A 25,975-nucleotide genomic window follows, 5' to 3' on the forward strand; every position below is an offset into this window, starting at 1 on the left:
GTGCGACACGCGTCAACGCTAGTGGGACGCGGCCATCTGAGGACGGGAAGTCGCGGCCGTTTCGACCTCTTGGATGTCGGAGGCCCTGAGCACAATGGGGTGTATGAGTAGCCGCGCGATCGCCGCCAGGGAGCGGGCGGATGCGCGGTTGGCGGTATTGCTGCCGGAGCTGGTGCGGGTGCGGCGGGAGGTGGCGCGGTTGGCGGCGGCGGAGGTGGAGCTGCTGGCCGAGGCGCAGCTGGTCGCGGCGGATTGGGCGGCCGAGGAGGATCCGGATGCGACCAGCGCGGCGGAGTTCCCGTTCCGCTCGGTGGCGGCCGAGATCGGGGCGGCATGGCGGGTCAGTGACCGCACCGTGCAGCGCCGACTCGGGGAGGCTTCGGTCCTGGTCGGCGAGTACGACCAGACGCTCGGGGCGCTGGCGGCCGGGGAGATCTCGGCGGCGCATGCGCGGATCATCGTGACGGCCGGGGCGGTGATCGACCGACCCGAGTTGCGGGCGGAGTTCGAAGGGTCGGTGCTGGCGTACGCGAAGGCGGAGTCCGCGTCCCGGTTGGCTCCGATCGCGCGGCGGCGGGCGGAGTGGTTCGCCGAGTCCACGATCGATGACCGGCACCGGCGTGCCCGGGCGGGGCGGCGCGTGTGGGTGAGTGATCTTGACGATGCGATGTCCGAGGTGCGGGCGATCGTGCCGTCGGTGATCGCGCACGGCATCCACGACCGGCTCACCCGGCTCGCCCGCCGCGTACAGGACGCGCGGGACGGTGGGGATGCGGACGCCGTGGACGTGACCGATACCGCGCGCGCCGCGGACGCGACGGCTGCCGCGGATGCCGGGGAACCTTTACTGGGAGGCTGGGGCCAGGACGGCCCAGACGTTGCAGGGGCCGACACCCGGTCCCTGGATGAGGTGCGGGCGGATATCTTCGCGGACCTACTGCTGGCCGCCGACCCGGTCGCGCACACCGGTTCGAGCGGGCTGGGCGCGATCCACGCCACCGTGCAGATCACCGTGCCGGTGCTGTCGCTGATCGGGGACGATGTCGCGGATCCGTTCGAGCTGGCGATGCTGGAGGGGCGGTGCCCGATTGATGCGCAGACCGCGCGGGTCCTGACCGCGGACGCACCCGGCTGGGACCGGGTCCTGACCCACCCGATCAGCGGGGCGGTGCTCGGGGTGGACCGCTACCGGCCCAGCGAAGAACTGCGCCGGCATCTGCGGGTCCGCGACCGGCACTGCCGGTTCCCAGGCTGTCGGATCCCAGCCCGACGATGCGATACCGATCACACCCTGGACCACGCCGCCGGCGGGGAGACCACCGCGCAGAATCTCGCGCACCTGTGTCGGCGACATCACACCCTGAAACACCACACAGCCTGGACCGTCCGACAACACGGCGGTGGGGTCCTGGAATGGACCAGCCCCACCGGCCGCCGCTACACCGACACCCCGACCAGCACCATCGCCTTCGCACCCGACCCCGAGTGCGAACTCCAGCCTGAACCCGCACCGTTCTGACGGTGCTCGCAGTGAGCCTCCACCGGGTCGATCACCCTACGCCCGTTGCGGCCACCGATTGATTGCGATTCCGCTGGCGTCCTCTGAGCTCACCGATTCGCCCGGATGTCCCACGTATGACCCACGCGGCGCCTACGAACCCCGGGTAGAAACCAAGAAACCCCCGGTAAACCGGGGGTTTCTCTCTGTGGGCGATACTGGGATCGAACCAGTGACCTCTTCCGTGTCAGGGAAGCGCGCTACCGCTGCGCCAATCGCCCGAATTCGTGCTGGCCGGTCGGGACCGGGAGTGATGGTGACTGTGGGGTGACCGTATGGAGGTGGCGACGGGATTCGAACCCGTGTAAACGGCTTTGCAGGCCGGTGCCTAGCCGCTCGGCCACGCCACCGCGTGTGGTTTGACCCCACGTGAAGCGATCCCTCCGAAGAGGGATCCCAACACTCGAGCGGATGACGAGACTCGAACTCGCGACCCCAACCTTGGCAAGGTTGTGCGCTACCAACTGCGCTACATCCGCGTTTCCCGGATTGCTCCGGGCGCTTCCATGACTTTAGCCGATCCATGGCGCCCTGCAAAACCATCGTCGGCTCGCGCGTGTCACGTGCCGGGCAGTTCGTCGGCGCCCGACGCATCCGGTAAGATCGGAAGCCGACCCCGCAGGGTCATGGGCGATTGGCGCAGTTGGTAGCGCGCTTCCTTCACACGGAAGAGGTCATCAGTTCGAGTCTGGTATCGCCCACCGAAGTCTCCGGATGTCAGTTGTCCACCGGCCAGCCGTAGCGGCGATGCAGCGCGTCCGCGACGCGGGCGAACCTCTCGCGATCGAGTGCGGATGCCTCGCGACGCATGCCGTCCGCATGGACGCTGTAGATCTGCTCGACGTCGACCCATGACGGGCGCCCCTGCGAATCCCACGGACCCGCGCCGATGCTGAGGAAGTCTCGATCCCCCTCGTGAGACTTGCTCGTCAGCCGCACGGCGCAGACCCGCTGATCGTCGGCGTGTCGACCGATGATCAGGACCGGACGGTCCTTGCCGCGGCCGTCGTTCTCCGTGTACGGCACCCATGTCCAGACGATCTCGCCCGCATCCGGTTCGCCATCGCGATCTGGTGCGTAGCTGATACGCAACCCGTTCTTGGGAGGCGGTGCGATCTCGATCGTCGCGGTCGCCGCGTCTTGCCCGGGTCGGTCTCCGAGCGCGGCGTCAGGCAGTGGCAGCGGTCGTCGGGTCTGCGGCGTCGGACGGAAGAGGCGCGTGAGCGCGCTGAGGAAGCCTCGTCGTTCAGTCACGGGTTCACACTATGCGCCGCCCCTGGGCGCATCGGAAGGGCGCCGCGGTATCCGCGACGCCCTTCCGATGCAGCGATGGTGTCAGTCGACGAGGGCGTAGCCCTCTTCGCCGTGCACCACGGTGTCGACGCCGGCGATCTCGTCCTCGTTCTTGACGCGGAAGCCCATCGTCTTCTCGATCGCGAAGCCGATGAGGAGCGCGACGATGAAGGAGTAGACCATAACCCCGACTGCAGCGATGACCTGGAGGATCAGCTGCTCCCAGCCGCCACCGAGGAGCAGGCCGGTCTCGGTGGCGAAGAAGCCGAGGTAGATCGTTCCGATCAGGCCGCCGACGAGGTGGATGCCCACGACGTCGAGCGAGTCGTCGAAGCCGAGCTTCCACTTCAGCTCGATCGCCAGTGCGCAGACCGCGCCGGTGACGACGCCGAGCAGGAGCGCCCAACCGGGAGCGAGGTTCGCGCAGGCCGGCGTGATCGCGACGAGGCCGGCGACGGCTCCGGACGCGGCACCGACCGAGGTCGCCTTGCCGTCCTTGAGCTTCTCGACGACGAGCCAGCCGATGATCGCAGCGGCGGTGGCTCCGATCGTGTTGATCACGATGAGGCCGACGCTGGAGTCTGCGGTGCCGAGCAGGTTGAACGTGCCTTCGGCGCCCGCGTTGAAGCCGAACCAGCCGAACCACAGGATCGCCGCGCCGAGCATGACGAGCGGAACGTTGTGCGGCTTGTGGATGCCCTTCTGGAAGCCGATTCGCTTGCCCAGCACGAGCGCCAGAGCGAGTGCTGCCGCACCGGCGTTGATGTGGACCGCCGTTCCGCCGGCGTAGTCGATGACGCTGGTGGAGAAGCCGAAGGTTTCACCGAGGCTCATGATCCACCCGCCGCCCCACACCCATGCCGCCACCGGGAAGTAGACCAGCGTCACCCAGACGCCCGCGAAGATCAGCCATGCGCCGAACTTGGCGCGGTCGGCGATGGCGCCCGAGATCAGTGCGACGGTGATGATCGCGAACGTCGCTCCGAACGCGACGCCGACCAGCGTGTCGCTGTCGGCCGTCGCCAGACCGAAATCGGAGAAGGGGTTGCCGGCGAACTCCCACGGGGAGCTGACGGCGCTCATGTTGAACCCGTAGAGGATCCAGAGCACGCTCACGAGGCCGAGGGCCCCAAAGCTCATCATCATCATGCTGACGACGCTTTTCGCCTTGACGAGGCCGCCGTAGAAGAAGGCCACACCCGGTGTCATAAAGAGCACTAGTGCTGTCGCGGCGACAGACCATGCCAGGTTTCCGCTATCCATGAGAGTCCTCATCCATGTGTCGTGTTACTCAGTGCCCCGGGGCCGCCGCGGGGTCGGGTCGCGGCTGTTCGGGCGAGGCCAGTCTGACGAGCGGGAGTTTCCGGCGACGGGTAGGTCGTGTTTCGCGTCTGTTACGCGAGGTCGCTCAGCGTAAACATCACGTTTCGCCGACGTGAGAGGTGAGACTGAATGCGGGCGCGGAGCTCAGTCGAGCGTCGAGGCCACGAGCCGGGAGATGGCGCGGAGGTACTTCTTGCGGTACCCGCCGGCGAGCATCTCTTCCGGGAACACCAGGTCGAGGGTCTCCCCCGTGGCGCGAATCGGCAGCTGCGCGTCGTAGACGCGGTCGATGAAGGCGACGAATCGAAGAGCGGCGGACTGATCGGTCAGCGGCACGACATCACGCAAGCCGACGAGCGAAAGCCCGTCGATCAGACGGATGTACCGCGAGGGATGCACCGTCGCCAGATGCGCCACGAGTGCTGCGAAGCCGTCGTCTGACGCGAGTCCGGTGGTGGCGGCATCCGCGATCGCCGTTTCGTATTCCGGAGCGGTCAGGACGGCGGCATGTCCGTCGAGGGCGCGGTGGCGGTAGTCGGTGCCATCGATGCGCATCGTCTGGAAGCTCACGGCCATCGCGTGGATCTCCCGCAGGAAGTCCTGCGCGGCGAAACGTCCCTCACCGAGTGCGTTCGGCGGAGTGTTGGATGTCGCGGCCAGACGCGTGCCGGATGCGACGAGCTCGGCGAGCAGTCTGGTCATGACCATGGTGTCGCCGGGATCGTCGAGTTCGAACTCGTCGATGCACAGCAGATCAGAGCCGCGGAAAAGCTCGACGGTGTTCTGATAGCCGAGCGCCCCGACCAGGGCCGTGTACTCGATGAACGAGCCGAAGTACTTCCGGCGCACTTGCATCGCGTGATAGATCGAGGCGAGGAGATGGGTCTTGCCGACACCGAACCCGCCGTCCAGATAGACGCCGGGCTTGAGCTCGGGCCCCTTCTTCGCGCGTCGGAACAGACCGGTCCGAGCGGCCGGTGCCGCGACCCCCGAGAAGGCCATGAGCGCGTCCTTGGCTTCCTGCTGCGAGGGGTAGGCCGGATCCGCGCGATACGACTCGAAGGTCGCATCCGTGAACTGCGGCGGAGGAACGAGCGAGGCGACCATCTCCGCACCGGAGATCTGTGGGGCGCGTTCGGTGAGGTGAACGATCCCCGTACGGGTCGCGGTGGGTGTCATCCTGCTGATCCTGTGTCGCCGTCTTACCGAATGAGTGCGCTCCCCCGCCCGGGAATCTAGGCTCGAAGAGACGGTCCAACCCTACGCCGTCGATCCCGCCATCCCGACCGAGGAGCCACCGGTGTCCGTCGAGTTCGACACGTCATCCCCCAAGTTCGCCGAGTACTCAGAACCCGGCCGGCTCGTCACCGGCGAGTGGCTGGAGGCACGGCTGGACCAGCCCGGCCTCGTCGTCGTCGAATCCGACGAAGACGTCCTGCTCTACGAGACCGGGCACATCCCCGGCGCAGTCAAGGTCGACTGGCACACCGAGCTCAACGATCCGGTGGTGCGGGACTACGTCGACGGCGAGGGCTTCGCCGAGCTGCTGAGCCGCAAGGGCATCTCGCGCGACGACACGATCGTCATTTACGGCGACAAGAACAACTGGTGGGCCGCGTACGCGCTTTGGGTCTTCTCGCTGTTCGGCCACGAGGACGTCCGCCTTCTGGACGGCGGCCGCGACAAGTGGATCGCCGAAGGTCGACCGATCACCACCGAAGCGCCGCCCCGACAGGCGACGGAATACCCTGTGATCGAGCGCGACGACAGCAGGCTGCGCGCGTACAAGGACGACGTGCTCACGCATCTCGGGGACCCGCTGATCGATGTCCGCTCCCCCGAGGAGTACGACGGATCACGCACCACCGCGCCGGCCTACCCGGAGGAGGGCGCGCTGCGGGCCGGGCACATCCCGACGGCGAGGAGCGTCCCCTGGGCGCGCGCCGTGGCCCCGGATGGCGGCTTCAAACCGCGTGCCGAGCTCGATGCGATCTACCGTGACGAAGTCGGCCTGTCCGACGGCGACGCGGTCATCGCGTACTGCCGGATCGGAGAACGCTCCAGCCACACGTGGTTCGTGCTGCAGCACCTGCTCGGGTTCGAGAACGTGCGCAACTACGACGGGTCATGGACCGAATGGGGCAGCGCGGTTCGCGTGCCGATCACGGTCGGCTCCGAGCCGGGCAGTATCCCCGCCTGAGAGAGGCAGGGACGCCGCCTGGACCGCATCGCGCCGTGGGAAGATGGACGGGATGACCACGCACGTTCTGCCCGATTCCCTCGCCGAGATCCGCGACGAGTTCCTCGAGCTGCCCGAGGCCGACCGCCTGCAGTTGCTGCTGGAGTTCTCGAACGACCTGCCGGCCGTCCCGGCGAGATACGACGAGCACCCCGAGCTGCGCGAGCGGGTGGCCGAGTGCCAGTCCCCGGTCTACATCATCATCGACGTGGACGACGAGGGCATGGTCGCCATGCACGCCACCGCCCCGAAAGAAGCGCCCACAACGCGCGGATTCGCCAGCATCCTGGTGCAGGGCATCACCGGACTGACCTCCGACGCGGTGCTGGCGATCCCGGATGATTTCCCGCAGAGCATCGGTCTGACCCGAGCCGTCTCCCCGTTGCGGATCGCAGGCATGACCGGCATGCTCAGGCGCGCCAAACGCCAGGTCGCGGCCAAGCGAGCGGCATAAGACCCACGCCGCCGGTGGCGGCCGGTCAAGGAGCGGTCAGTCCCTGACGCTCCAGCCAGGTGCGGATGCTCTGACTCCATCGCTCCTGGTCGTAGTTCCAGAGCTTCGTGTGACGCGCCACTTCGAAGACCTGCATCTCGACGAGATCCGGTCGCGCGACCACCAGGTCGTGGGATGCGTCCGACGGTACGAACCCGTCATCGTCGCTGTGCAGGATCAGGATCGGGTGCCGCAGCTCGGACGCGCGGGCGACGACGTCGAGTCGGTCGAAGGGGATGGCCGCTCCGGCGCCGGTCATCGGGGTCGCCCACTCGGTCTTCAGCGCGCCGATCGCGATACCGGTGACGGCCGAGGGCAGCCGCAGCAGTTTCGCCTGGTAGCCGAGAACGACGCGCCAGTCGACGACCGGAGACTCCAGGATCAGCCCCGCGAGCGCGTCGCGGTGCGCGGAGCTCAGCTCGAGCTGCAGGGCGATCGCGCCACCCATCGACCAGCCCATGAGGACGATGCGGCGCGCACCGCGCCGCCGGGCGAATCCGACGGCGGCGTCGACGTCCCGCCACTCGGTTGCTCCGAGCGTGTACGTGCCGGTGCGGCTGCGCGGCGCTTCGCCATCGTTGCGGTACGAGACGACGAGCGACGTGATCCCCAGCGCGTGGAACACCGGCACCGCCCGCAGGCATTCGGCGCGCGTGGTGCCGCGCCCGTGCACCTGGATGACCCACACGTCGCCGTCGCCCGCGGGAAACAGCCACGCAGGACAGGGGCCGACGGCCGAGCCGATGAGCTCCGGCGTGAAGGGCAGATGCAGCTCTTCGGGCTGGTCGTAGTACCAACCGCTGAACGCGGCGTCCGGGGCGATGCGGGTCTGGTCGCCGATGTGCGTCAGGAGCTTTCGTTTGACGCTGGTCGCGTCCTCGGCCAGGACCGAGCCGAGCTTGACGTAGCTCTCGGTTCCGTCGGTGAAGAGCCCGTACCTTCCGGGCAACTCGGTGTCGGGCGTGCGGCCGAGGGTGATGGTCTGGGCGGCGGTGTCCAGCGACAGAATGCGGGTGTCGGCGAGCCGGACGGCAGGTGTCACGACGCGACGCGCGATGCGCAGTGACACGACGGTGAGCGCGGAGAGCACGACGGCCAAGGCGGCGCTGACGAGGGCGAGCGCGGCCTTGACTCCGAACAGGAGTGCGGGAGAGGAGGCACCGCGCATCGCGGCGCGCCTGAAGACGACCATTGGGGCCCCACTCTAGTCTTTCGGCGTGGCTGCCCATCGTCTCCCGACCGAGCCGCCGTCGTTCGAGCGTGCGACGGCGGATCTGCGAGCAACCGAGTTCCGCAGTGATCTGTCGGTTCGCGAGATCCCCGCGCCGACCGGCCTCGCGCCCGAATGCATCGCACTGGCCGGAGACGTCCGCCCGGAACAGGAGGGGGTGGACTCGCCGTACGGGACGGGACGCTTCATCCTGTTGCACGATCCCGACGAGCCCGAGCCGTGGGAAGGGGCGTGGCGCATCGTGTGCTTCGCGCAGGCGCCGCTCGAACCCGACATCGGTGTGGACCCGCTCCTGGCGGATGTGGCATGGTCGTGGCTGATGGACGCTCTGGATTCCCGACACGCGCAGTACCACTCCGCCTCCGGCACCGCGACCAAGACGCTGTCGAAGGGCTTCGGCGCGCTGTCCGCCGAAGGCGACGGCGCTCAGATCGAGCTGCGCGCATCGTGGTCGCCACTGGGCAGCATGAGGCCGCACGTGGAGGCGTGGGCCGAATTGGTGTGCATGCTGGCAGGTCTGCCCCCGGGGTCCGAAGACATCGCCGTGTTCGGCGCGCGCAGGGCTGCGCGTGACTGAGTACACGGTCATCACCGACGCCGCCGGGTTCGCGGATGCCGTCGCCTCACTCTCCGCCGGAACCGGCCCGGTCGCCGTCGACGTCGAACGAGCCTCCGGCTTCCGCTACTCGCAACGCGCCTATCTCGTCCAGGTGTTCCGGCGTGGATCCGGTGTGTTCCTGTTCGATCCACCCGCGGTCGGCGACTTCACCGCGCTGCAGGCGGCGATCGGCTCGATCGAATGGGTGCTGCACGCCGCCAGTCAGGATCTGCCGTCTCTGCGTGAGCTGGGGCTCGAGCCGGCGACGATGTTCGACACGGAATTGGCCGCGAGACTGCTCGGCCACGCGCGTGTCGGCCTCGGCGCCGTCGTCGAGGACACGCTCGGGATCACCCTGGCCAAGGCGCACTCCGCGTCGGACTGGTCGACGCGCCCCCTCCCGCAATCCTGGCTCGAGTACGCAGCGCTGGATGTGGAGTACCTCATCGACGTGCGAGATGCGCTCGTGGCCGAACTCGCCGAGCAGGACAAGACCGAGTTCGCCGCGGAGGAGTTCCGCGCGGTGCTCGATCGCATTCCGAAGCCGGCGCGGGAAGAGCCATGGCGCCGTCTGAGCGGACTGCACACCGTCCGTGGGCGCCGGGCACTTGCCGTCGCGCGAGCGCTGTGGACGGCACGCGAGGACTTCGCGAGGGAGCAGGACGTCTCCCCCGGTCGCCTCGTTCCCGACCGCGCGCTGGTTGCCGCGCTCATCGCCGATCCGAAGAGCAAGCAGGAGTTGGCGCAGGTCAAGGACTTCACCGGCCGCGCGAGCCGGACTCAGCTCGACCGTTGGTGGGCGGCTTTCGAGGCAGGCCGCGCGGACCCCGAACTCCCGCTCGAACGCGCAACCGGGGGCGACTCGATCCCGCCGGCCCGCGCATGGCCGGACCGCAACCCGGAGGCGGATGCGCGGCTGAAGGTCGCACGACCGGTCGTCGAGGCGCGCGCCGAGGAGCTCGCCATGCCCACCGAGAACCTGCTCACCCCCGAGCTCCTGCGGCGGGTCGCCTGGGCGCCCCCGGAGCCGTTGAGCGCGGCATCCGTCGGCGAGATGTTGGCCGAACTCGGCGCACGCCCGTGGCAAATTGCGCAGACTGCACAGCTGATTGCCGATGCCTTTGTGCAATCCGTGCAAAGCCCCGCTCCCGCGCCGGAGAGCGCTTCGTAGGTTCAACCCAACCGATGCCGGGCGCCTCGACCCGGCTCATAGGCTGGGATCATCCCTAATTACGGAGGCAGAGTGGCCGAGATCTCGGACGTCTTTTTCGTCGATGGAATGCGCACGCCCTTCGGGCGCGCCGGCGAGAAGGGCATGTACTGGAACACCCGAGCCGACGACCTTGCGGTCAAGGCGAGCATCGGGCTCATGGAACGCAACCCGAACGTACCGGCGGAGCGGATCGACGACGTCGCGATCGCGGCGACCTCGCAGACGGGCGACCAGGGCCTGACGCTCGGTCGGTCGGTGGCGATCCTCGCCGGCCTGCCGTTGACGGTGCCCGGCTTCGCGATCGACCGGATGTGCGCCGGCGCGATGACCAGCGTCACCACGATGGCCGGATCCATCGGGGTCGGCATGTACGACCTCGCCCTGGCCGGCGGCGTCGAGCACATGGGACGCCACCCGCTGGATGGCAGCAATGTCGACCCGAACCCGCGGTTCGTCGCGGAGAAGCTCGTCAGTGCGGACGCTCTGAACATGGGTCTGACCGCCGAGCGCATCCACGACCGCTTCCCCGAGCTGACGAAGGAGCGCGCCGATCGCTTCGGGATGCTGAGCCAGCACAAGGTGCAGGCCGCGTATGAGGCCGGCAGGTTCCAGCCCGACCTCGTGCCGGTGGCGATCAAGGATGCCGATGGCGCGTGGGGTCTGGCCACCGAAGACGAGGGCCGAAGGCCCGAAACGACGATGGACGGACTGGCCGGTCTGAAGACGCCCTTCCGTCCGCACGGTCGCGTGACCGCCGGGACGGCGTCGCCGCTCACCGACGGCGCGACGATGTCGCTGCTCGCCGGCGGGAGCGCCGTCAAGGAGTTCGGCCTCTCGCCGAAGATGCGGCTCGTCTCGTTCGCCTTCGCCGGCGTGCAGCCCGAGATCATGGGCATCGGTCCGATTCCGTCCACCGAGAAGGCTCTGCGCAAGGCGGGGCTGACGATCGCTGACATCGGCCTGTTCGAACTGAACGAGGCGTTCGCCGTTCAGGTGATCTCGCTCCTCGACCACTTCGGAATCGCGGACGATGACCCCCGCGTCAACCAGTGGGGCGGCGCGATCGCGCTCGGTCACCCGTTGGCAGCGTCCGGTGTGCGTCTCATGATCCAGCTCGCGGCGCAGTTCGCCGAGCGTCCCGACGTCCGCTACGGCCTCACCGCGATGTGCGTCGGCCTCGGACAGGGCGGTTCGGTCATCTGGGAGAACCCGCACTACGACGGCCCCGGCGCCCGTGGCAAGAAGAACGCAGGGAAGAAGTGAGCAGCGCGACGATGACCAATACCGCCTCGGATCAATACGCGAAGATCGACTTCTCGCCGCTGGATGCCCTCGCCGACGGCGAGGTGGTCACTCACTCACGGGTCCGTGACATCCGCCTCGCCTCCGGCAAGGTGCTGGCGCTGATCACCCTGGACAACGGCCGCGACCACAACCGCCCGAACACGCTCGGGCCGACGACGCTGAAGGAGCTCGATGGGGTTCTGGATGCGCTGAAGATCCGCGCTGCCGCCGGGCAGATCCATGCGGTCGGGGTCACCGGCAAGCAGTACATCCTCGCCGCCGGCGCCGATCTCTCCGACATCAGTCGGGTGGAGTCCAAGGACACCGCGCGCCTGGTCGCACAGCTGGGACACGCCGTACTGGGCAAGCTCTCCGAGCTCGGCGTGCCCTCGTTCGCATTCGTGAACGGCCTCGCCCTCGGCGGCGGTCTGGAGATCGCTCTGAACTCCACCTACCGGACGGTGGATGCTTCGGCCGCCGCCATCGCGCTGCCCGAGGTCTTCCTCGGCATCATCCCGGGCTGGGGCGGCGCGTACCTGCTGCCGAACCTCATCGGGATCGAGAACGCGCTGGAGGTGGTCATCTCCAACCCGCTCAAGCAGAACCGCATGCTCAAGCCGAAGCAGGCGTTCGATTACGGCATCGTGGATGCGATATTCCCCGCCTCGAACTACCTCGAGGACTCGCTCAAATGGGCGGACGGCGTGCTCGGCGGCACGATCAAGGTCGACCGCAAGCACGAGCCGGGAAAGATCGAGCGCCTCACGAAGTGGCCGATCGCGATCAAGATGGCGCGCGGCATGCTGGAGAGCCGGATCGGCTTGGTCCCCAAGTCGCCGTACGCGGCCCTCGAACTGCTCGACAAGGCCAAGAGCGGTACGAAGGCCGAAGGTTTCGCTCGCGAGGACGAGGCGCTGGCCGAGCTCGTCACGGGCGATCAGTTCGCCGCCTCCATGTATGCGTTCGACCTTGTCCAGAAGCGCGCGAAGCGACCCGTCGGCGCGCCCGACAAAGCGCTCGCGAAGAAGGTCACCAAGGTCGGCATCATCGGCGCGGGGCTCATGGCGAGTCAGTTCGCGCTGCTGTTCCTGCGCAGGCTTCAGGTTCCGGTGCTGATCACCGACCTCGACCAGGCGCGCGTGGACAAGGGGCTCGCCTCGATCCATGACGAGATCGGCAAGCTGGAGGCCAAGGGCCGGCTCGACGGCGACGCCGCCAACCGGCTCCGCGGGCTCATTCACGGCACGACGGACAAGGCCGAGTTCGCGGACTGCGACTTCGTCATCGAGGCCGTGTTCGAAGAGGTCGGCGTCAAGCAGCAGGTCTTCGGAGACATCGAGAAGATCGTCGCGGACGACGCGATCCTCGCGACGAACACGTCCTCGCTCTCCGTCGAAGAGATCGGCGCGAAGCTCGCCCACCCGGAACGACTCGTGGGCTTCCACTTCTTCAACCCGGTCGCCGTCATGCCGCTCATCGAGATCGTCAAGACCCCGCAGACGGCGGATGCGGCACTGTCGACCGCCTTCGTGGTCGCGCGTGGACTGGGGAAGAGCGCGGTCCTGACCGCCGACGCTCCCGGCTTCGTGGTGAACCGACTCCTGGCCAAGGTGATGGGCGAGGCGGCGCGAGCCGTGTACGAGGGAACCCCTTTGCTGACTGTCGAGAAGGCGTTCGCGCCGATCGGGCTGCCGATGACGCCCTTCCAGCTCATCGACCTCGTCGGCTGGAAAGTCGCCGCGCACGTGCAGGACACGATGGCCCGGGCCTTCCCCGGCCGATTCTTCGCCTCGGAGAACTTCCACCAGCTCGCCGAGCTGCCCGAGGTCGTCGAGAAGGACAAGAGCGGCAGGGTCACCGGATGGTCCAAGGCGGCCGAGAAGGTCCTCAAGGGTGCCGTCGGCTCGAGTCCTGCAAGTGAAGCCGAGATCCTCGGCCGCGTGCAGGACGGACTGGCGCAGGAGATCAAGCTCATGCTCGACGAGGGCGTGGTCCCCGAGGTCGAGGACATCGACCTCTGCCTCATCCTCGGCGCGGCCTGGCCGTTCATCGACGGTGGTGCCTCGCCGTACCTCGATCGCGAGGGTGCATCAGAACGCGTGTTCGGCGACACGTTCCATCACCCCATGATCAAGGGGATCGCAGGCTAGCGCCCCGGAACGGAAAACGCCCGTCCTCTGTGAGGGCGGGCGTTTCCGTTCCGGCGCGGGATGGGACTATGCGTCCCGCACCTCGTTGTGCGGGGTGGGCACACCCGCCATCCAATCGGATTGCTCCTCGGTCCGTCGGGCGACCGGGATGCGGGTACCCAGAACCTGGGACACGACATCCTGTGCGATCTTCTCCGGGGTGAGCCCGGCATCCTCGAGGATCTGCTCCCGCGTCGCGTGCGAGATGAACTCGTCGGGCAGCCCGAGCTCGTCCACGGCGGTGTCGACGTTCGCCTCGCGCAGCACCTGCCGCACCCGTGTGCCGATGCCACCCACCCGGATGCCGTCCTCGATCGTGATCACCAGACGGTGAGATGCCGCGAGATCCACGATCGACGGCTGTACCGGAACCACCCAGCGCGGGTCCACCACGGTGGCGCCGATGCCCTGGGCACGGAGCCGATGCGCCACGTCGACGGCCAGGTGGGCCATCGGTCCGATGCCGACGATCAGGACGTCCTGGGCTTCGGATCGCACCAGCACGTCCACACCGTCACTGAGTCGCTCCAGCGCGGGCAGGGTGGGGCTCACGGTGCCCTTCGGGAACCGGATGACGGTCGGCCCGTCCGTTACGGCGACGGCCTCGCGCAACTCCTCGCGGAGCCGCTCAGCATCGCGCGGGACGGCGATGCGGATGTGCGGGACGATCTGGAGCATGGCCAGATCCCAGATCCCGTGGTGGCTGGGGCCGTCCGGACCGGTCACTCCGGCGCGGTCCAGGACGAACGTGACGCCCGCGCGATGCAGGGCAACGTCCATCATCACCTGATCGAAGGCGCGATTCATGAACGTCGCGTAGATCGCGACGACGGGGTGCAGTCCGCCGTATGCCAGTCCCGCAGCCGACGCCACCGCGTGCTGCTCGGCGATGCCGACGTCGTAGACGCGATCAGGGAACCGCTGGGCGAACGGCAGCAGCCCGGTCGGTCGGAGCATCGCGGCGGTGATGCCGATGACCTCGGAGCGCTCCTCCCCCACGGCGACCAGTTCCTCGGCGAAGACGTCGGTCCAGGCTGTGGCGCTGGACACGCCGACCGGCTCCCCCGAGGTGGGATCGATGCGCCCCACCGCGTGGAACTGGTCGGCTTCATCGTCGCGTGCCGGCTGGTATCCGCGTCCCTTCTCGGTGATCGCGTGCACGATGACAGGTGCGCCGAAGTCTTTGGCAAGCTGCAGGGTCTCGATGAGCATCGGCAGGTCGTGGCCGTCGATCGGGCCCAGGTACTTGATGTCGAGGTTGGAGTAGAGCGCGGCGTTGTTCGTGAACCGCGACAGGAATCCGCGGGTTCCGCCACGCACGCCACGGTAGAACGCGCGTGCGGCGGGGCCCAGCCGGCGGGCGAAGGAATCCGAGCTCTGGTGCAGGGTGCGGTAGCTGTCCGCCGTACGCACGCGGTTGAGGTAGCGCGCCATGCCGCCGATGGTCGGTGCGTACGACCTGCCGTTGTCGTTGACGACGATCACGAGGTTGCGGTCGTTGTCATCGGAGATGTTGTTGAGCGCTTCCCAGGTCATGCCGCCCGTGAGCGCACCATCGCCGACGACGGCGACGACGTGTCTGTCCAGACGACCGGTGCGCGTGAGGGCTCGCGAGACGCCGTCAGCCCAGCTGAGCGAGCTGGACGCGTGCGAGGACTCGACCACGTCGTGGGGGCTCTCGGACCGCTGCGGGTACCCGGCCAGTCCGCCGCGGGCGCGCAGGCCCGTGAAGTCCTGCCGGCCGGTCAGCAGCTTGTGCACGTACGACTGATGACCCGTGTCGAAGATCATCGGATCGTTCGGGGAGTCGAACACCCTGTGCATCGCGAGCGTGAGTTCGACCACGCCCAGATTGGGGCCCAGATGCCCGCCGGTGCGTGAAACGTTCTCGATGAGGAATTCGCGGATCTCGCCCGCGAGTTGCCCCAGCTGCTCGACGCTCAGGGCATCGAGGTCACGGGGTCCTGACACGGACGACAGCAGCGACATTCCCCATCCTTTCCGAGCCACGGCAGGCCCTGGAAAGTCTACCCGCGGCGTGGCGGGGGAAGGGCCGGGCACACGGCCGCCCGGCCCGTCCGCGACGCTCAGACCAGCGAGCGCAGCACGTACTGCAGGATGCCGCCGTTGCGGTAGTAATCCGCCTCGCCGGGTGTGTCGATCCGCACGAGAGCGTCGAATTCGACGATCCCCTTGCCGGGCGCGGAGAACTCGCTCGGCGCGGCAGAGACGCGGACCGTGCGCGGGGTGACACCCTCGTTCAGCTGCTCCAGCCCCGTGATCGAGACGATCTCGGTTCCGTCCAGGCCGAGCGTGTCCCAGCTCTGACCGTCCGGGAACTGCAGCGGGACCACGCCCATGCCGATCAGGTTCGAGCGGTGGATGCGCTCGAAGCTCTCGGTGATGACCGCCTTGACGCCCAGCAGGCTCGTGCCCTTGGCCGCCCAGTCGCGGGACGATCCGGACCCGTACTCCTTGCCGCCGAAGATGACGAGGGGGATGCCCTGCTCCTGGTAGTTCTGGCTCGCGTCGTAGATGAACGACTGCGGGCCGCCTTCCTGGGTGAAGTCACGGGTGAAGCCACCCTCGACCTCCGCGCCGGCGTTGACCGAGCGGACGATCTGGTTGCGCAGACGGATGTTCGCGAACGTGCCGCGGATCATCACCTCGTGGTTGCCGCGCCGCGAGCCGTAGGAGTTGTAGTCCTTGCGATCGACGCCGTGCTCGTCCAGGTAGCGTCCGGCAGGACTGTCGCTCTTGATGTTGCCGGCCGGGCTGATGTGGTCGGTGGTCACCGAATCGCCGAGGGTGGCCAGCACACGCGCTCCGGCGATGTCGGTGACCGGCGTCAGCTCCATCGTCATGCCGTCGAAGTACGGGGGCTTGCGCACGTAGGTCGAGTTCTCATCCCACTCGAACACCGCGCCGGTCGGCGTCGGCAGGGTCTTCCACCGCTCGTCGCCCTCGAAGACGCTCGCGTACTGATGCGTGAACATCTCCTTGCTGATCGACGAGTCGATCGTCGCCTGTACCTCCGCGGCATCCGGCCAGATGTCCCTCAGGAACACGTCGTTGCCCTCGCGGTCCTTGCCGAGCGGGTCGGTCTCGAAGTCGAAGTGCATCGATCCGGCGAGCGAGTACGCGATCACCAGCGGCGGGCTGGCGAGGTAGTTCATCTTCACGTCCGGGTTGATCCGGCCCTCGAAGTTGCGGTTTCCCGACAGGACGGCCGTGACGGCCAGATCGCTGTGGTTGATCGCGGCCGAGACCTCCTCGATCAGCGGTCCGGAGTTGCCGATGCATGTCGTGCACCCGTAGCCGACGGTGTAGAAGCCCAGCGCTTCGAGATCCTGTGTCAGGCCGGCCTTCTCGTAGTAGTCCGTGACGACCTTCGACCCGGGGGCGAGTGTGGTCTTGACCCAGGGCTTGGCCTTGAGCCCCTTCTTCACGGCGTTCCGGGCGAGCAGCCCCGCCGCGAGCATGACCGACGGGTTCGACGTGTTCGTGCACGAGGTGATCGCCGCGATCGTCACGGCGCCGTTGTCGATGATGTAGGTCGAGCCGTCGGCGGCCGTCACCTTGACGGGCTTGGATGCCGCGGCCGGGCCCCCGCTGGAGATATGCACCTCACGCGTGTCCTCGTGCTCGTCCCCGGGTGATGAGCCGGGATCGGACGCGGGGAATGAGTGCTTCGACTCGAGATCGACGATTTCGTCGGAGGTCAGCGGGGTCGCGTAGTTGAGGATGTCCGACTCGAACTGGGACTTGGCCTCGGACAGCAGGATGCGATCCTGGGGGCGCTTCGGGCCGGCGATCGAAGGTACGACGGTGGACAGGTCGAGCTCCATGTACTCGCTGAAGGTCGGCTCGCGATCTGCGTCGTGCCACAGCGACTGCTGCTTGGCATACGCCTCCACCAGCGCGACCGCCTGCTCCTCGCGACCGGTGAGGCGCAAGTAGTCCAGCGTGACGTCGTCGATCGGGAACATCGCCGCGGTGGAACCGAACTCAGGGCTCATGTTGCCGATCGTCGCGCGGTTCGCGAGGGGAACCGATGCGACGCCCGCTCCATAGAACTCGACGAACTTTCCGACGACGCCGTGCTTGCGAAGCATCTCGGTGATCGTGAGCACCACGTCCGTCGCGGTCACTCCGGCCGGGATCTGCCCGGTGAGTTTGAAGCCCACGACCCGCGGGATCAGCATGGAGACGGGCTGGCCGAGCATCGCCGCCTCGGCCTCGATGCCGCCGACGCCCCAGCCGAGCACACCCAGGCCGTTGACCATCGTGGTGTGCGAGTCGGTTCCGACGCAGGTGTCGGGATAGGCGCGCAGCACTCCCCCGACCTCGCGGTCGTAGATGACCTTCGCAAGGTGCTCGATGTTGACCTGGTGCACGATGCCGGTGCCGGGCGGCACGACCTTGAAGTCGTCGAAGGCCGTCTGGCCCCAGCGCAAGAACTGGTACCGCTCGCCGTTGCGCTCGTACTCGATCTCGACGTTGCGCTCGAGCGCGTTCTCGCTGCCGAACAGGTCGGCGATGACCGAGTGGTCGATGACCATCTCGGCGGGCGAGAGCGGGTTGATCCTCGTGGGATCGCCGCCGAGCGCGGCGACGGCCTCGCGCATCGTGGCGAGGTCGACGATGCACGGCACTCCGGTGAAGTCCTGCATGACCACCCGCGCGGGAGTGAACTGGATCTCGGTGTCGGGCTCGGCGGCGGGATCCCACGAGCCGAGGGCTTCGATCTGCGCCTTGGTGACGTTCGCGCCGTCCTCAGTGCGAAGGAGGTTCTCGAGGAGCACCTTCAGGCTGAAGGGGAGCTTCTCGTAGCCGTCAACGGCATCGATGCGGAAGATCTCGTAGTCGGTGCTGCCGACCGTCAGGGTGCTCTTGGCACCGAAGCTGTCAACCGTGGACACGTAGGTCTCCTTCGTCGGCGGAGCGAGCGCAAAGGCCCGGCTCTCCCCATCTTCCCCGTCACCGGCAGCACTGGCTAGTGAGGCCAGCCTTACCGCTGGGCGGGAGAATTTATCTTGATGTCAAGATAAATATATCACTTGCGCGTGGGTGGATAGAGTGCGCGCACGGCGAGCCAGGTCACCGCCACCAGCGGTGCGAACAGGGGCAGCCCCATGATCAGCTTCAGGGTGCCGAGCGCGGTGACATCACCCGCGAAGTACAGGGGCAGCTGGACGGCGAGTCGCACGGCGAACAGAGCCGCCCAGGCGATGGCAAGCCAGAAGAACACGCGCCGCTTGCGCTTGTCGGCCCGCCAGCGCGTGCCCTCGCTCATCAGGAAGCCCACGGCGAGGCCGATCAGCGACCAGCCGATGAGCGCCGAGACGAGGAAGGCGGTGCCGTAGGCGGCGTTGGTGAAGAATCCCAGCACGAAGTTGTCCTGGCCGCGCCCCGTCCACAGTGCGAGGGCTGCGGCGCCGGCGGTCGCCAGCAATCCGCCGATGGCGGCGGACGGCGGCGACTTCGTGGCGAGTCGGATGATCGTGAAGATCGCCGCGAGGCCGACCGACAGGCCCAGCGACAGCCACAGGTTGCCGGCCTGCGCGGTGGGGTCGTAGGTGACGGTGAACACGACGACGAACACGAGGCTCGGCAGGACCGATTCCAGGATGCCGCGCCACCCGCCCATCGCGCGCCAGACCACGTGCCCGGTGGGTGCACCGTCCGCCGGATCCAAGCCGGCCCGAAGGGCCGCCCCGCCCAGTGCCGCACCGAGCAGTTCCGACGCGCTGGGTCCGGGTTGGTCCGGAGCGTCGTCGGGGTCCGGGTCCGCCGAAGGACGCGGTGCGTCGGTCATGCCGTGCCTGGAGTGGCCGGCATCCGGAGGGGAATGAGGTCCCGCGGGGGCATGGGGGTTCCGCCGCGCACCACGACGATCGAACGGAACAGGTCCTCGATCTGACCGGCCGCCTCCACGTCGCCGGTGGCCGAGCCGCCGATCACACCGCGCAGGAACCACCGCGGGCCATCCACGCCGACGAAGCGCGCGAGGCGCTTGCCGGCGGCACCGTCCGGCCCCGCCGCGACCGGGACCTCGGCGAGCAGCTCCGGGCCGAGGGGACCGTCGCGCTCTTCGACGCGTCCGCCCTGCTGGCGGATCTGCGCCTTGATCTGCTCACGGGTCTCCTCCCACAGCCCGGTGGTGCGCGGCGCCGCGAACGGCTGAACCTGGAGGGTGGAGCCGGCGTAGTCGAGTCCGACCGCGACGATGCGCTTGGTCTGCTCCTCGACCTCGAGGCGGAGATTCAGACCCTCGCGCGGCAGGATCTTGATGCCGCCCAGGTCGATGTAAGGCCGCACCGGGTTGGCCTCCGATTCATCGAAAGGTCCAGCGGTGGCGCGATCTGCGGGTGGTTCGGCGCTGTCTGCGCCCGTGTGTGTCGGGTCGGTCATGACGGGACTCCGTTCTTCTGGTAGCCGGTCGAACCGAATCCGCCGTCTCCGCGGACGCTGTCCGGCAATGCGTCGACCGGAATGAAGTGCGCTCGCGAGACCGGCATGACGATCAGCTGCGCGATCCGGTCGCCGACGGCGATGTCGTAGGCGTGCTCGGGGTCGGTGTTCAAGAGGGTGGCCTTGAGCTCGCCGCGGTACCCGGCGTCGACCGTGCCGGGGCTGTTGACGATGGTGATCCCGTGCTTGGTGGCGAGCCCGCTGCGCGGGACCACGAAGGCGACGTAGCCGTCCGGCAGCGCGATCCGCACGCCGGTGCCGACGAGTGCGCGCTGGCCGGGCTCGAGTCGCAGTGCCTCGGTCGAGACGAGATCGGCTCCCGCGTCGCCCGGGTGTGCGTACACCGGAACGTCGGGGGCGATAATGGGGACGTCCACAGTTTCAGCCACGCAATGAGGGTAATGCAGAAGACAGTGAGCGGTGTCCGCGCCAGTTCGGCCACCCGCTATCGAGAGCGACTCAGTCCGTCGCTGTGGGTGATCGCCAGCGCAGCCGTCGTCGCCCCGATGGCCGCGCTCGTCCTCTCGCCGTTCGACACGAACCTCGCGCTCGTCGCGGGCGCGGCGATCGGGGTGTGCTTCATCTGGCTGCTGATCGCGGGTTCGCCGGTCGTCGAAATCCGCGACGGAGTGCTCACCGCGGGACGCGCGCACATCGACGTGGGATTCACGGGTGACGTCGCGGTCGTCGCGGGCGCGGACGCCCAGCAGGCGCGCGGACCAGGTCTGAATCCGCGGTCGTGGCACGTCATCCGCGGCGGGATCGACGGGCTGGTGATCGTATCGATCACGGACCCCGACGATCCGGCGCCGTCGTGGGTCATCTCGTCGCGGACACCGGACCGGCTGGCGGCCTGGCTGCGACGCGCGCAGACTACGCCGCGCACTCCTGGCAGATAGGACCGTCGGCGTCCTCGTGGTCCAGCTGCGAACGGTGCTTCACCAGGAAGCAGCTGACACAGGTGAACTCGTCCTCTTGGGCGGGCAGCACGACGACATCCAGCTCGAGGTCGGAAAGATCCGCGCCGGGCAGCTCGAACCCCGAGGGGTTGTCGGCATCTTCCGCATCGACGGACCCGGACAGCTTGTCGGGGACGCGCTCCTTGAGTGCCTCGATCGATTCGCTGTCATCTTCGGTCTTGCGGGGGGCGTCGTAATCCGTGGCCATGCGTTAACGTCTCAACTTCCGGGGAATAGCTTGCGTGCACTGACCCTGTCGGGGCGGCGATAGTTTGCACGACCTGAACCCATTTCGCAAATGCGCAGTCGGTTTCGGGGCCTGCGTGCCGTGAAACTCGCGGCGCGCGCAGGATATTCCCGTCGTATGGCAACCGCTGTGTCAACATGGGCGCACACCGCTGGATCGGAGGGGCTTTTCGCATGGAACAGCTCAAAGTGATCGGAACCGAGGACGAGGTGCTCGTCCTGGTGACCGAGTCGGGTGAGCGGTTTTCGCTCCCCGTCGATGACGTATTGCGCGTAGAACTGCGCAAAGCGCGCAAGGAACGTGACGGTGATCCGCAGACCGTGCGGGCCAGCCCGCGTGAAATCCAATCGCACATCCGTGCGGGCATGTCTGCCGATGAGGTCGCGGCCCTGCTGGGCGCGCGCGTCGAGGACATCGCGCGTTTCGAGGGGCCGGTGCTCGCCGAGCGCGAACACGTCGTGGGACAGGCCCTCGCCGTCCCCGTGCTGCTCGGTGCCGAACTCGATCCGGATATCCACCCGACATTCGGCAGTGCGGTGCGAGCCAAGCTGGCCGAGGCGGGTGCCTCGGGCGAGCGCTGGACGAGCTGGAAGGGCCCCGGTGGCTGGATCGTCAAGCTCGAGTTCACCGCGAACGACGTAGACCATGACGCGCGGTGGGGCTTCGACCCCCGACGCAGCACGTTGTCGCCGCTCAACGCGGACGCGATCCAGCTGTCCCGCCAGGGTTCCCTTCCCGAAGGCCTGATCCCCCGGCTCCGTGCGCTCGATGCGACCCCGGTGAAGGACGACACACGCTTCGACAGCGGGGCATTCGGACCGCGCCGCATGCCGGAGGCCGACTTGGAGTCCCCGGACCTGCGCGAGCCGGTTGCGCCTGCCGTGCAGGAGGCCGCCATGAAACGGGCGACCGCGACGCCGGTCACCTCCTCGGAGACGGCGGACCTGCTCGAAGCGCTCCGCCGCCGCCGCGGTCAGCGGGAGCCGCTGCCGGGCACGGAGGAGATCCCCTCCGCCCGGGCACACGCACCGGTGGCGCTCTTCGACGCGCTCGAGCCCGGCTACGACGAGACACCCCGTGCCGAGGTGGAGACGCGTGAGCAGGAGATCGAGCACGCGGCGGTGGCTGAGGCCGCCGGCCGGCGTAAGGGCCGGCCGTCCATGCCCTCGTGGGACGAGATCGTGTTCGGGGCCCGCAGCGACGACTGATCCCGGTCAGGCGAACGCGCCGAGTCGGATGAGCGGCACGGTCCGTTCCTCGTTGGTCAGCGACCCGTGCTGGCCGACCATGCGTTGGGCGCCCTTGTCCTCGAGCCGGTCGTCGTAGTAGGCGATCCCGGATCGCGCGGCCACCAGCACATCGCCGATCCGCGGCAGCACATCGGCGGACACAGGGCCGAACAGACCCGCGGCAACCGCCTGGCTGCGGGAGAGCACCCACGACCGGCCGGATTCGGATGCTGTCCACCGGTCGAGCAGATCTGCGGAGGCACCGGGCTCGGCGTAGAGGTGCAGCATCCGCGGCTCCCCGCCGATGTGCCGGACACCGTCGAGCAGTCCGTCGTCGTCGCCCAGGAGCACGTGACGGTGGCGGGGAACGTCGACCATGCCATGGTCGGCGGTGACCACCGCGCCGGTACCGGGGGCGAGCGCATCGGCGAGGACGCGGGATGCGGCATCCATTCGCTCCAGGCCTGCCACCCACTCGTCGGACTGCCAGCCGCGTTTGTGACCGATCGCGTCGAGATCGGGCGCGTAGACGTAGATGAAGGCGCCCGGATTCCGTGCGGCGAGTTCGGCGGCGATCCCCGTGCGCTCTGCGACATCTTCGGCTGCGACGAACTCGGCGCCTCGCATGATCGCGGCGGTGAACCCGGTTCCGGCATACTCCCGTTTGGAGACGATGAAGGACGGACGCCCGGCGGCGGCCTGCCGCTCTGTGAGGGGCTCCGCGCGCTGCCACGCAGGGTCCAGCCCGTCGGTGTCCCACCCGCGCAGCTGGTTGAGGACCTGGTCGCTGTCTGGAACGAGGACGCGATAGCCCACGATGCCGTGCTCGCCGGGGCCGACACCCGTCAGCAGGCTGGTCAGGGCGGAGGCTGTCGTCGAGGGGAAGACGGTGCGCGCGATGTCCTTCTTGGACGCGGCGGCGGACAGGAACCGAGCGTGTCCGGCCCGCGCGCCGAGATTGGCGGCACCGAGGCCGTCGATGACGAAAACGATGACGCTGCGGGCCGGCGCGAACCACTGCGACGTTCCCTCCATCGCTGCGATCATCTGCGGCACGACACCGGTGAGGCTGCGGGCGCGTGGCGGCTCCGCGGGTAGGCTGAGTGTCATCGGGGCCAGTCTCGCACACCGGCGGGAGCCCCTCTCCGACCGCCGTTCCCCGAGGCCAGATAGCCATGCCCGCAGCGCCCATAGACTCCTCGCCCGACGCTGTAGAGCGCATCGAAGACGTCGACGTCTCGGCCGAGATGCAGGGATCGTTCCTCGAGTACGCCTACTCGGTGATATACTCCCGCGCGCTGCCGGACGCACGGGACGGCCTCAAGCCCGTGCAACGCCGCATCCTGTACCAGATGGCAGAGATGGGCCTGCGCCCGGATCGCGGCCACGTCAAGAGCGCCCGTGTCGTGGGCGAGGTGATGGGAAAGCTCCACCCCCACGGTGACGCCCCGATCTACGACGCGCTCGTCCGGCTCGCCCAGTCGTTCTCGCTGCGCGTGCCGCTCGTGGACGGCCACGGCAACTTCGGCTCGCTCGATGACGGTCCCGCCGCGCCGCGCTACACCGAGGCGCGGCTCGCCCCGCCGGCACTGGCGCTCACCGAGAACCTCGACGAGGACGTCGTGGATTTCATCCCGAACTACGACGGCCAGTTCCAGCAGCCCGCGGTCCTCCCCGCGGCATACCCCAACCTGCTCGTCAACGGGGCGGCGGGTATCGCGGTGGGAATGGCCACCAACATGGCGCCGCACAATCTCATCGAAGTCGTCGCCGCCGCGATCCACCTGCTCGAGAATCCCGAGGCGACGGTCGAGGAGCTCATGGACTTCGTCCCGGGACCCGACTTCCCCTCCGGGGGGATCGTGATGGGTCTGGACGGCGTCAAAGACGCGTACACGAAGGGGCGGGGCGCTTTCAAGGTCCGCGGAAAGGTGTCGGTGGAGCCGCTCGGCCCGCGCCGCACCGGCCTGGTCGTGACGGAGCTGCCGTACCAGGTCGGACCCGAGCGGGTGATCGAGAAGATCAAGGATGCCGTCCAGGCCAAGCGCCTGACCGGCATCGCCGACGTCACCGACCTCACGGACCGCAGTCACGGACTGCGCCTGGTCATCGGCATCAAGACCGGCTTCGACCCTCAGGCGGTGCTCGAGCAGCTCTACCGCCTCACGCCGCTCGAGGACTCGTTCAACATCAACAACGTGGCGCTGGTCGACGGTCAGCCGCAGACGCTGGGGCTCAAGGCGCTCCTCCGCGTCTATATCGACCATCGCATCCAGGTCGTGACCCGCCGCAGCCGCTTCCGGCTGGCTCGCCGCGAAGAGCGTCTGCACCTCGTCGAGGGTCTGCTCGTCGCGATCCTCGACATCGACGAGGTCATCCAGGTGATCCGCGCCTCGGACGACAGCGAGCAGGCCCGCGCACGCCTGCGCGACGTGTTCGACCTCAGCGAACTGCAGGCCGAATACATCCTCGAGCTGCGCCTGCGCCGGCTCACCAAGTTCTCGCGCATCGAGCTGGAGAGCGAACGGGACGCGCTCAAGGCCGAGATCGCCGAGCTGCAGCTACTGCTGGGCAGCAAGGAGCACATCAACGCGCAGGTCGCTCGCGAGCTCGAGGCAGCCTCCGACGCGTTCGGCACACCTCGACGGACGCTCCTGATGAACGCCAAGCCTCCCGTTGCGCGGCCCACGCGGGGTGCTCCGCTCCCCGACCTGCAGATCGCCGACGCTCCGACCGTGGTCGTGCTCTCGACCACCGGACGCGCCGTCCGCGTGGATCTGGTCGAGGGGCAGGAACTGGTGGCTCCCGCCCGCCGCAGCAAGCACGACGCGATCCAGGCGACGATGACGACCACCACGCGCGGCGAGCTGGGTGCCGTCACCACGGCCGGGCGCGTCCTGCGATTCACTCCGGTCGACCTGCCGTCGGTGCCACCGGCATCCGTGCAGCTGGGTGCGGGCGTCGTCCTGCGCGACTACCTCGGCATCACCGACAAGAACGAACGCGTCCTGGCCCTGATCCGTTTCGACGACGACACACCGCTCGCCTTGGGTACCCGACAGGGCGTCGTGAAGCGCATCGTGCCGTCCACGCTGGCGCCGAAACCCGACGTGGAGATCATCGGCCTCAAGCCGGGGGATGCTGTCATCGGGGCAGCTCTCGCATCCGACGACGCCGAGTTGGTCTTCGTCACCAGCGACGCGCAGCTGCTCCACTTCTCCGCCTCGGCGGTGCGTCCTCAGGGGGCGCCCGCGGGTGGAATGGCGGGCGTCAACCTGTCGACGAAGGCGAGCGTGGTCTTCTTCGGCGCCGTCGAGGGCGATGAGATCGTCGCGGTCACGGTGTCGGGGACCGAGGGCGTGCTGCCCGGGACGGATCCCGGACGTATCAAGATCTCCCGATTCGAGGAGTTCCCCGGCAAGGGGCGCGGCACGGGCGGCGTGCGCGCGCACGCGTTCCTCAAGGGCGAAGATCGCCTCATGCTCGCCTGGGTCGGCTCTGCGAACACACGCGCGGTCGGCCCCGACGGCGCGGCGCGCACCTTGCCGGAGGCCACCGCGAAGCGGGATGCTTCGGGCCAGCCCCTCGAGGCGGTCATCGGCTCGATCGGCCGCACTCTGGTGTGAGGTCCCGTCGGGGGCCCGA

21 protein-coding genes and 4 tRNA genes are annotated in these 25,975 nt (G+C 68.3%); 11 read left to right on the forward strand and 14 right to left on the reverse strand.

The annotated features are described in order from the left end of the window. The first annotated feature begins 103 nt into the window (after positions 1 to 103). The gene (locus tag ABD655_RS09025) at positions 104 to 1,519 is read left to right on the forward strand and encodes an HNH endonuclease signature motif containing protein (RefSeq protein ID WP_344713343.1); all 1,416 of its coding nucleotides are present in this window, start codon (positions 104 to 106) and stop codon (positions 1,517 to 1,519) included. A gap of 188 nt (positions 1,520 to 1,707) precedes the next feature. Here ABD655_RS09025 and ABD655_RS09030 read toward each other — a convergent pair. The 3 genes from ABD655_RS09030 to ABD655_RS09040 form a co-directional block, all read right to left on the reverse strand. After that, a tRNA-Val gene (locus ABD655_RS09030) sits at positions 1,708 to 1,779 on the reverse strand. A gap of 55 nt (positions 1,780 to 1,834) precedes the next feature. Further along, positions 1,835 to 1,908 (reverse strand) — tRNA-Cys (locus tag ABD655_RS09035). Positions 1,909 to 1,964: 56 nt separating this feature from the next. After that, a tRNA-Gly gene (locus ABD655_RS09040) sits at positions 1,965 to 2,037 on the reverse strand. Positions 2,038 to 2,186: 149 nt separating this feature from the next. On the opposite strand from ABD655_RS09040, the gene ABD655_RS09045 reads away from it, so the two are divergent. Next, positions 2,187 to 2,259 (forward strand) — tRNA-Val (locus tag ABD655_RS09045). A 16-nt stretch (positions 2,260 to 2,275) separates the two neighbouring features. Here the strand turns inward: ABD655_RS09045 and ABD655_RS09050 are convergent. From ABD655_RS09050 to zapE, 3 genes are all read right to left on the reverse strand, one after another. Then, positions 2,276 to 2,812: a type II toxin-antitoxin system PemK/MazF family toxin gene (locus ABD655_RS09050; protein WP_344713345.1), complete on the reverse strand. Its 537-nt coding sequence runs from the start codon at positions 2,810 to 2,812 to the stop codon at positions 2,276 to 2,278. 81 nt (positions 2,813 to 2,893) lie between these two features. Further along, positions 2,894 to 4,114 carry an ammonium transporter gene (locus ABD655_RS09055; protein ID WP_344713347.1) on the reverse strand — a complete coding sequence of 407 codons (1,221 nt, stop codon included), beginning with the start codon at positions 4,112 to 4,114 and terminating at the stop codon, positions 2,894 to 2,896. A 204-nt stretch (positions 4,115 to 4,318) separates the two neighbouring features. After that, positions 4,319 to 5,353 carry a cell division protein ZapE gene (gene zapE, locus ABD655_RS09060; protein WP_344713349.1) on the reverse strand — a complete coding sequence of 345 codons (1,035 nt, stop codon included), beginning with the start codon at positions 5,351 to 5,353 and terminating at the stop codon, positions 4,319 to 4,321. A gap of 121 nt (positions 5,354 to 5,474) precedes the next feature. On the opposite strand from zapE, the gene ABD655_RS09065 reads away from it, so the two are divergent. Both ABD655_RS09065 and ABD655_RS09070 read left to right on the forward strand, forming a co-directional pair. Then, positions 5,475 to 6,374: a sulfurtransferase gene (locus ABD655_RS09065; RefSeq protein ID WP_344713351.1), complete on the forward strand. Its 900-nt coding sequence runs from the start codon at positions 5,475 to 5,477 to the stop codon at positions 6,372 to 6,374. 52 nt (positions 6,375 to 6,426) lie between these two features. Continuing rightward, positions 6,427 to 6,867 (forward strand): SufE family protein, encoded by a 441-nt coding sequence (locus ABD655_RS09070; protein ID WP_344713353.1) that lies wholly within the window; start codon positions 6,427 to 6,429, stop codon positions 6,865 to 6,867. Between the two features lie 25 nt (positions 6,868 to 6,892). Here the strand turns inward: ABD655_RS09070 and ABD655_RS09075 are convergent, their stop codons facing one another. Beyond that, the gene (locus tag ABD655_RS09075) at positions 6,893 to 8,098 is read right to left on the reverse strand and encodes an alpha/beta hydrolase family protein (RefSeq protein WP_344713355.1); all 1,206 of its coding nucleotides are present in this window, start codon (positions 8,096 to 8,098) and stop codon (positions 6,893 to 6,895) included. Between the two features lie 25 nt (positions 8,099 to 8,123). On the opposite strand from ABD655_RS09075, the gene ABD655_RS09080 reads away from it, so the two are divergent. From ABD655_RS09080 to ABD655_RS09095, 4 genes are all read left to right on the forward strand, one after another. Then, entirely contained in the window at positions 8,124 to 8,714 is a 591-nt protein-coding gene (locus tag ABD655_RS09080) for a DUF3000 domain-containing protein (RefSeq protein WP_344713356.1), read from the forward strand. Further along, a complete protein-coding gene (locus ABD655_RS09085; RefSeq protein ID WP_344713357.1) occupies positions 8,707 to 9,906 on the forward strand; it encodes a ribonuclease D in 1,200 nt (399 codons plus the stop codon). Before ABD655_RS09080 ends, ABD655_RS09085 begins: the two co-directional genes overlap by 8 nt. 72 nt (positions 9,907 to 9,978) lie before the next feature. Then, positions 9,979 to 11,211, forward strand: a complete 1,233-nt coding sequence (locus ABD655_RS09090) for a thiolase family protein (protein ID WP_344713359.1) — start codon at positions 9,979 to 9,981, stop codon at positions 11,209 to 11,211. Positions 11,212 to 11,222: 11 nt separating this feature from the next. Beyond that, positions 11,223 to 13,382, forward strand: a complete 2,160-nt coding sequence (locus ABD655_RS09095) for a 3-hydroxyacyl-CoA dehydrogenase NAD-binding domain-containing protein (protein WP_344713360.1) — start codon at positions 11,223 to 11,225, stop codon at positions 13,380 to 13,382. Positions 13,383 to 13,448: 66 nt separating this feature from the next. Here ABD655_RS09095 and dxs read toward each other — a convergent pair whose 3' ends face one another. From dxs to dut, 5 genes are all read right to left on the reverse strand, one after another. Next, the gene (gene dxs / locus ABD655_RS09100; RefSeq protein ID WP_344713362.1) at positions 13,449 to 15,410 is read right to left on the reverse strand and encodes a 1-deoxy-D-xylulose-5-phosphate synthase; all 1,962 of its coding nucleotides are present in this window, start codon (positions 15,408 to 15,410) and stop codon (positions 13,449 to 13,451) included. 98 nt (positions 15,411 to 15,508) lie between these two features. Beyond that, positions 15,509 to 18,343, reverse strand: a complete 2,835-nt coding sequence (locus ABD655_RS09105; protein ID WP_344713364.1) for an aconitate hydratase — start codon at positions 18,341 to 18,343, stop codon at positions 15,509 to 15,511. Positions 18,344 to 18,477: 134 nt separating this feature from the next. Next, positions 18,478 to 19,239 carry a DUF3159 domain-containing protein gene (locus tag ABD655_RS09110; protein WP_344713366.1) on the reverse strand — a complete coding sequence of 254 codons (762 nt, stop codon included), beginning with the start codon at positions 19,237 to 19,239 and terminating at the stop codon, positions 18,478 to 18,480. Then, positions 19,236 to 19,835, reverse strand: coding sequence for a DUF3710 domain-containing protein (locus ABD655_RS09115; RefSeq protein ID WP_344713368.1), 600 nt, complete (start codon positions 19,833 to 19,835; stop codon positions 19,236 to 19,238). Before ABD655_RS09115 ends, ABD655_RS09110 begins: the two co-directional genes overlap by 4 nt. After that, the gene (dut, locus tag ABD655_RS09120) at positions 19,832 to 20,284 is read right to left on the reverse strand and encodes a dUTP diphosphatase (RefSeq protein ID WP_344713370.1); all 453 of its coding nucleotides are present in this window, start codon (positions 20,282 to 20,284) and stop codon (positions 19,832 to 19,834) included. The genes ABD655_RS09115 and dut overlap by 4 nt, the downstream gene beginning before the upstream one ends. Before the next feature lie 12 nt (positions 20,285 to 20,296). Here dut and ABD655_RS09125 point away from each other — a divergent pair, with 12 nt between their 5' ends. Then, entirely contained in the window at positions 20,297 to 20,794 is a 498-nt protein-coding gene (locus tag ABD655_RS09125) for a DUF3093 domain-containing protein (protein ID WP_344713372.1), read from the forward strand. Here ABD655_RS09125 and ABD655_RS09130 read toward each other — a convergent pair. Then, a complete protein-coding gene (locus tag ABD655_RS09130) occupies positions 20,769 to 21,062 on the reverse strand; it encodes a DUF4193 domain-containing protein (RefSeq protein WP_344713375.1) in 294 nt (97 codons plus the stop codon). The two genes, ABD655_RS09125 and ABD655_RS09130, sit on opposite strands and share 26 nt — an antisense overlap. A gap of 212 nt (positions 21,063 to 21,274) precedes the next feature. On the opposite strand from ABD655_RS09130, the gene sepH reads away from it, so the two are divergent. Further along, the gene (gene sepH / locus ABD655_RS09135) at positions 21,275 to 22,309 is read left to right on the forward strand and encodes a septation protein SepH (protein WP_344713377.1); all 1,035 of its coding nucleotides are present in this window, start codon (positions 21,275 to 21,277) and stop codon (positions 22,307 to 22,309) included. Positions 22,310 to 22,315: 6 nt separating this feature from the next. Here sepH and ABD655_RS09140 read toward each other — a convergent pair whose 3' ends face one another. Beyond that, positions 22,316 to 23,440 carry an alkaline phosphatase family protein gene (locus ABD655_RS09140; protein ID WP_344713378.1) on the reverse strand — a complete coding sequence of 375 codons (1,125 nt, stop codon included), beginning with the start codon at positions 23,438 to 23,440 and terminating at the stop codon, positions 22,316 to 22,318. Positions 23,441 to 23,505: 65 nt separating this feature from the next. Here ABD655_RS09140 and ABD655_RS09145 point away from each other — a divergent pair, with 65 nt between their 5' ends. Next, entirely contained in the window at positions 23,506 to 25,956 is a 2,451-nt protein-coding gene (locus ABD655_RS09145; RefSeq protein ID WP_344713380.1) for a DNA gyrase/topoisomerase IV subunit A, read from the forward strand. The last annotated feature ends 19 nt before the right edge of the window (positions 25,957 to 25,975 follow it).

Source organism: Microbacterium terregens (genome assembly GCF_039534975.1).
GTDB lineage: Bacteria > Actinomycetota > Actinomycetes > Actinomycetales > Microbacteriaceae > Microbacterium > Microbacterium terregens.

Excerpts from the sequence above, each read along its gene's own strand:
- dxs (WP_344713362.1), bottom strand. The coding sequence starts at position 15,410 with ATGTCGCTGCTGTCGTCCGTGTCAGGACCCCGTGACCTCGATGCCCTG.
- ABD655_RS09070 (WP_344713353.1), top strand. The coding sequence starts at position 6,427 with ATGACCACGCACGTTCTGCCCGATTCCCTCGCCGAGATCCGCGACGAG.
- ABD655_RS09075 (WP_344713355.1), bottom strand. The coding sequence starts at position 8,098 with ATGGTCGTCTTCAGGCGCGCCGCGATGCGCGGTGCCTCCTCTCCCGCA.
- ABD655_RS09095 (WP_344713360.1), top strand. The coding sequence starts at position 11,223 with ATGACCAATACCGCCTCGGATCAATACGCGAAGATCGACTTCTCGCCG.
- ABD655_RS09055 (WP_344713347.1), bottom strand. The coding sequence starts at position 4,114 with ATGGATAGCGGAAACCTGGCATGGTCTGTCGCCGCGACAGCACTAGTG.
- ABD655_RS09110 (WP_344713366.1), bottom strand. The coding sequence starts at position 19,239 with ATGACCGACGCACCGCGTCCTTCGGCGGACCCGGACCCCGACGACGCT.
- zapE (WP_344713349.1), bottom strand. The coding sequence starts at position 5,353 with ATGACACCCACCGCGACCCGTACGGGGATCGTTCACCTCACCGAACGC.
- ABD655_RS09115 (WP_344713368.1), bottom strand. The coding sequence starts at position 19,835 with ATGACCGACCCGACACACACGGGCGCAGACAGCGCCGAACCACCCGCA.
- ABD655_RS09125 (WP_344713372.1), top strand. The coding sequence starts at position 20,297 with ATGCAGAAGACAGTGAGCGGTGTCCGCGCCAGTTCGGCCACCCGCTAT.
- ABD655_RS09025 (WP_344713343.1), top strand. The coding sequence starts at position 104 with ATGAGTAGCCGCGCGATCGCCGCCAGGGAGCGGGCGGATGCGCGGTTG.
- ABD655_RS09140 (WP_344713378.1), bottom strand. The coding sequence starts at position 23,440 with ATGACACTCAGCCTACCCGCGGAGCCGCCACGCGCCCGCAGCCTCACC.
- ABD655_RS09145 (WP_344713380.1), top strand. The coding sequence starts at position 23,506 with ATGCCCGCAGCGCCCATAGACTCCTCGCCCGACGCTGTAGAGCGCATC.
- ABD655_RS09130 (WP_344713375.1), bottom strand. The coding sequence starts at position 21,062 with ATGGCCACGGATTACGACGCCCCCCGCAAGACCGAAGATGACAGCGAA.
- sepH (WP_344713377.1), top strand. The coding sequence starts at position 21,275 with ATGGAACAGCTCAAAGTGATCGGAACCGAGGACGAGGTGCTCGTCCTG.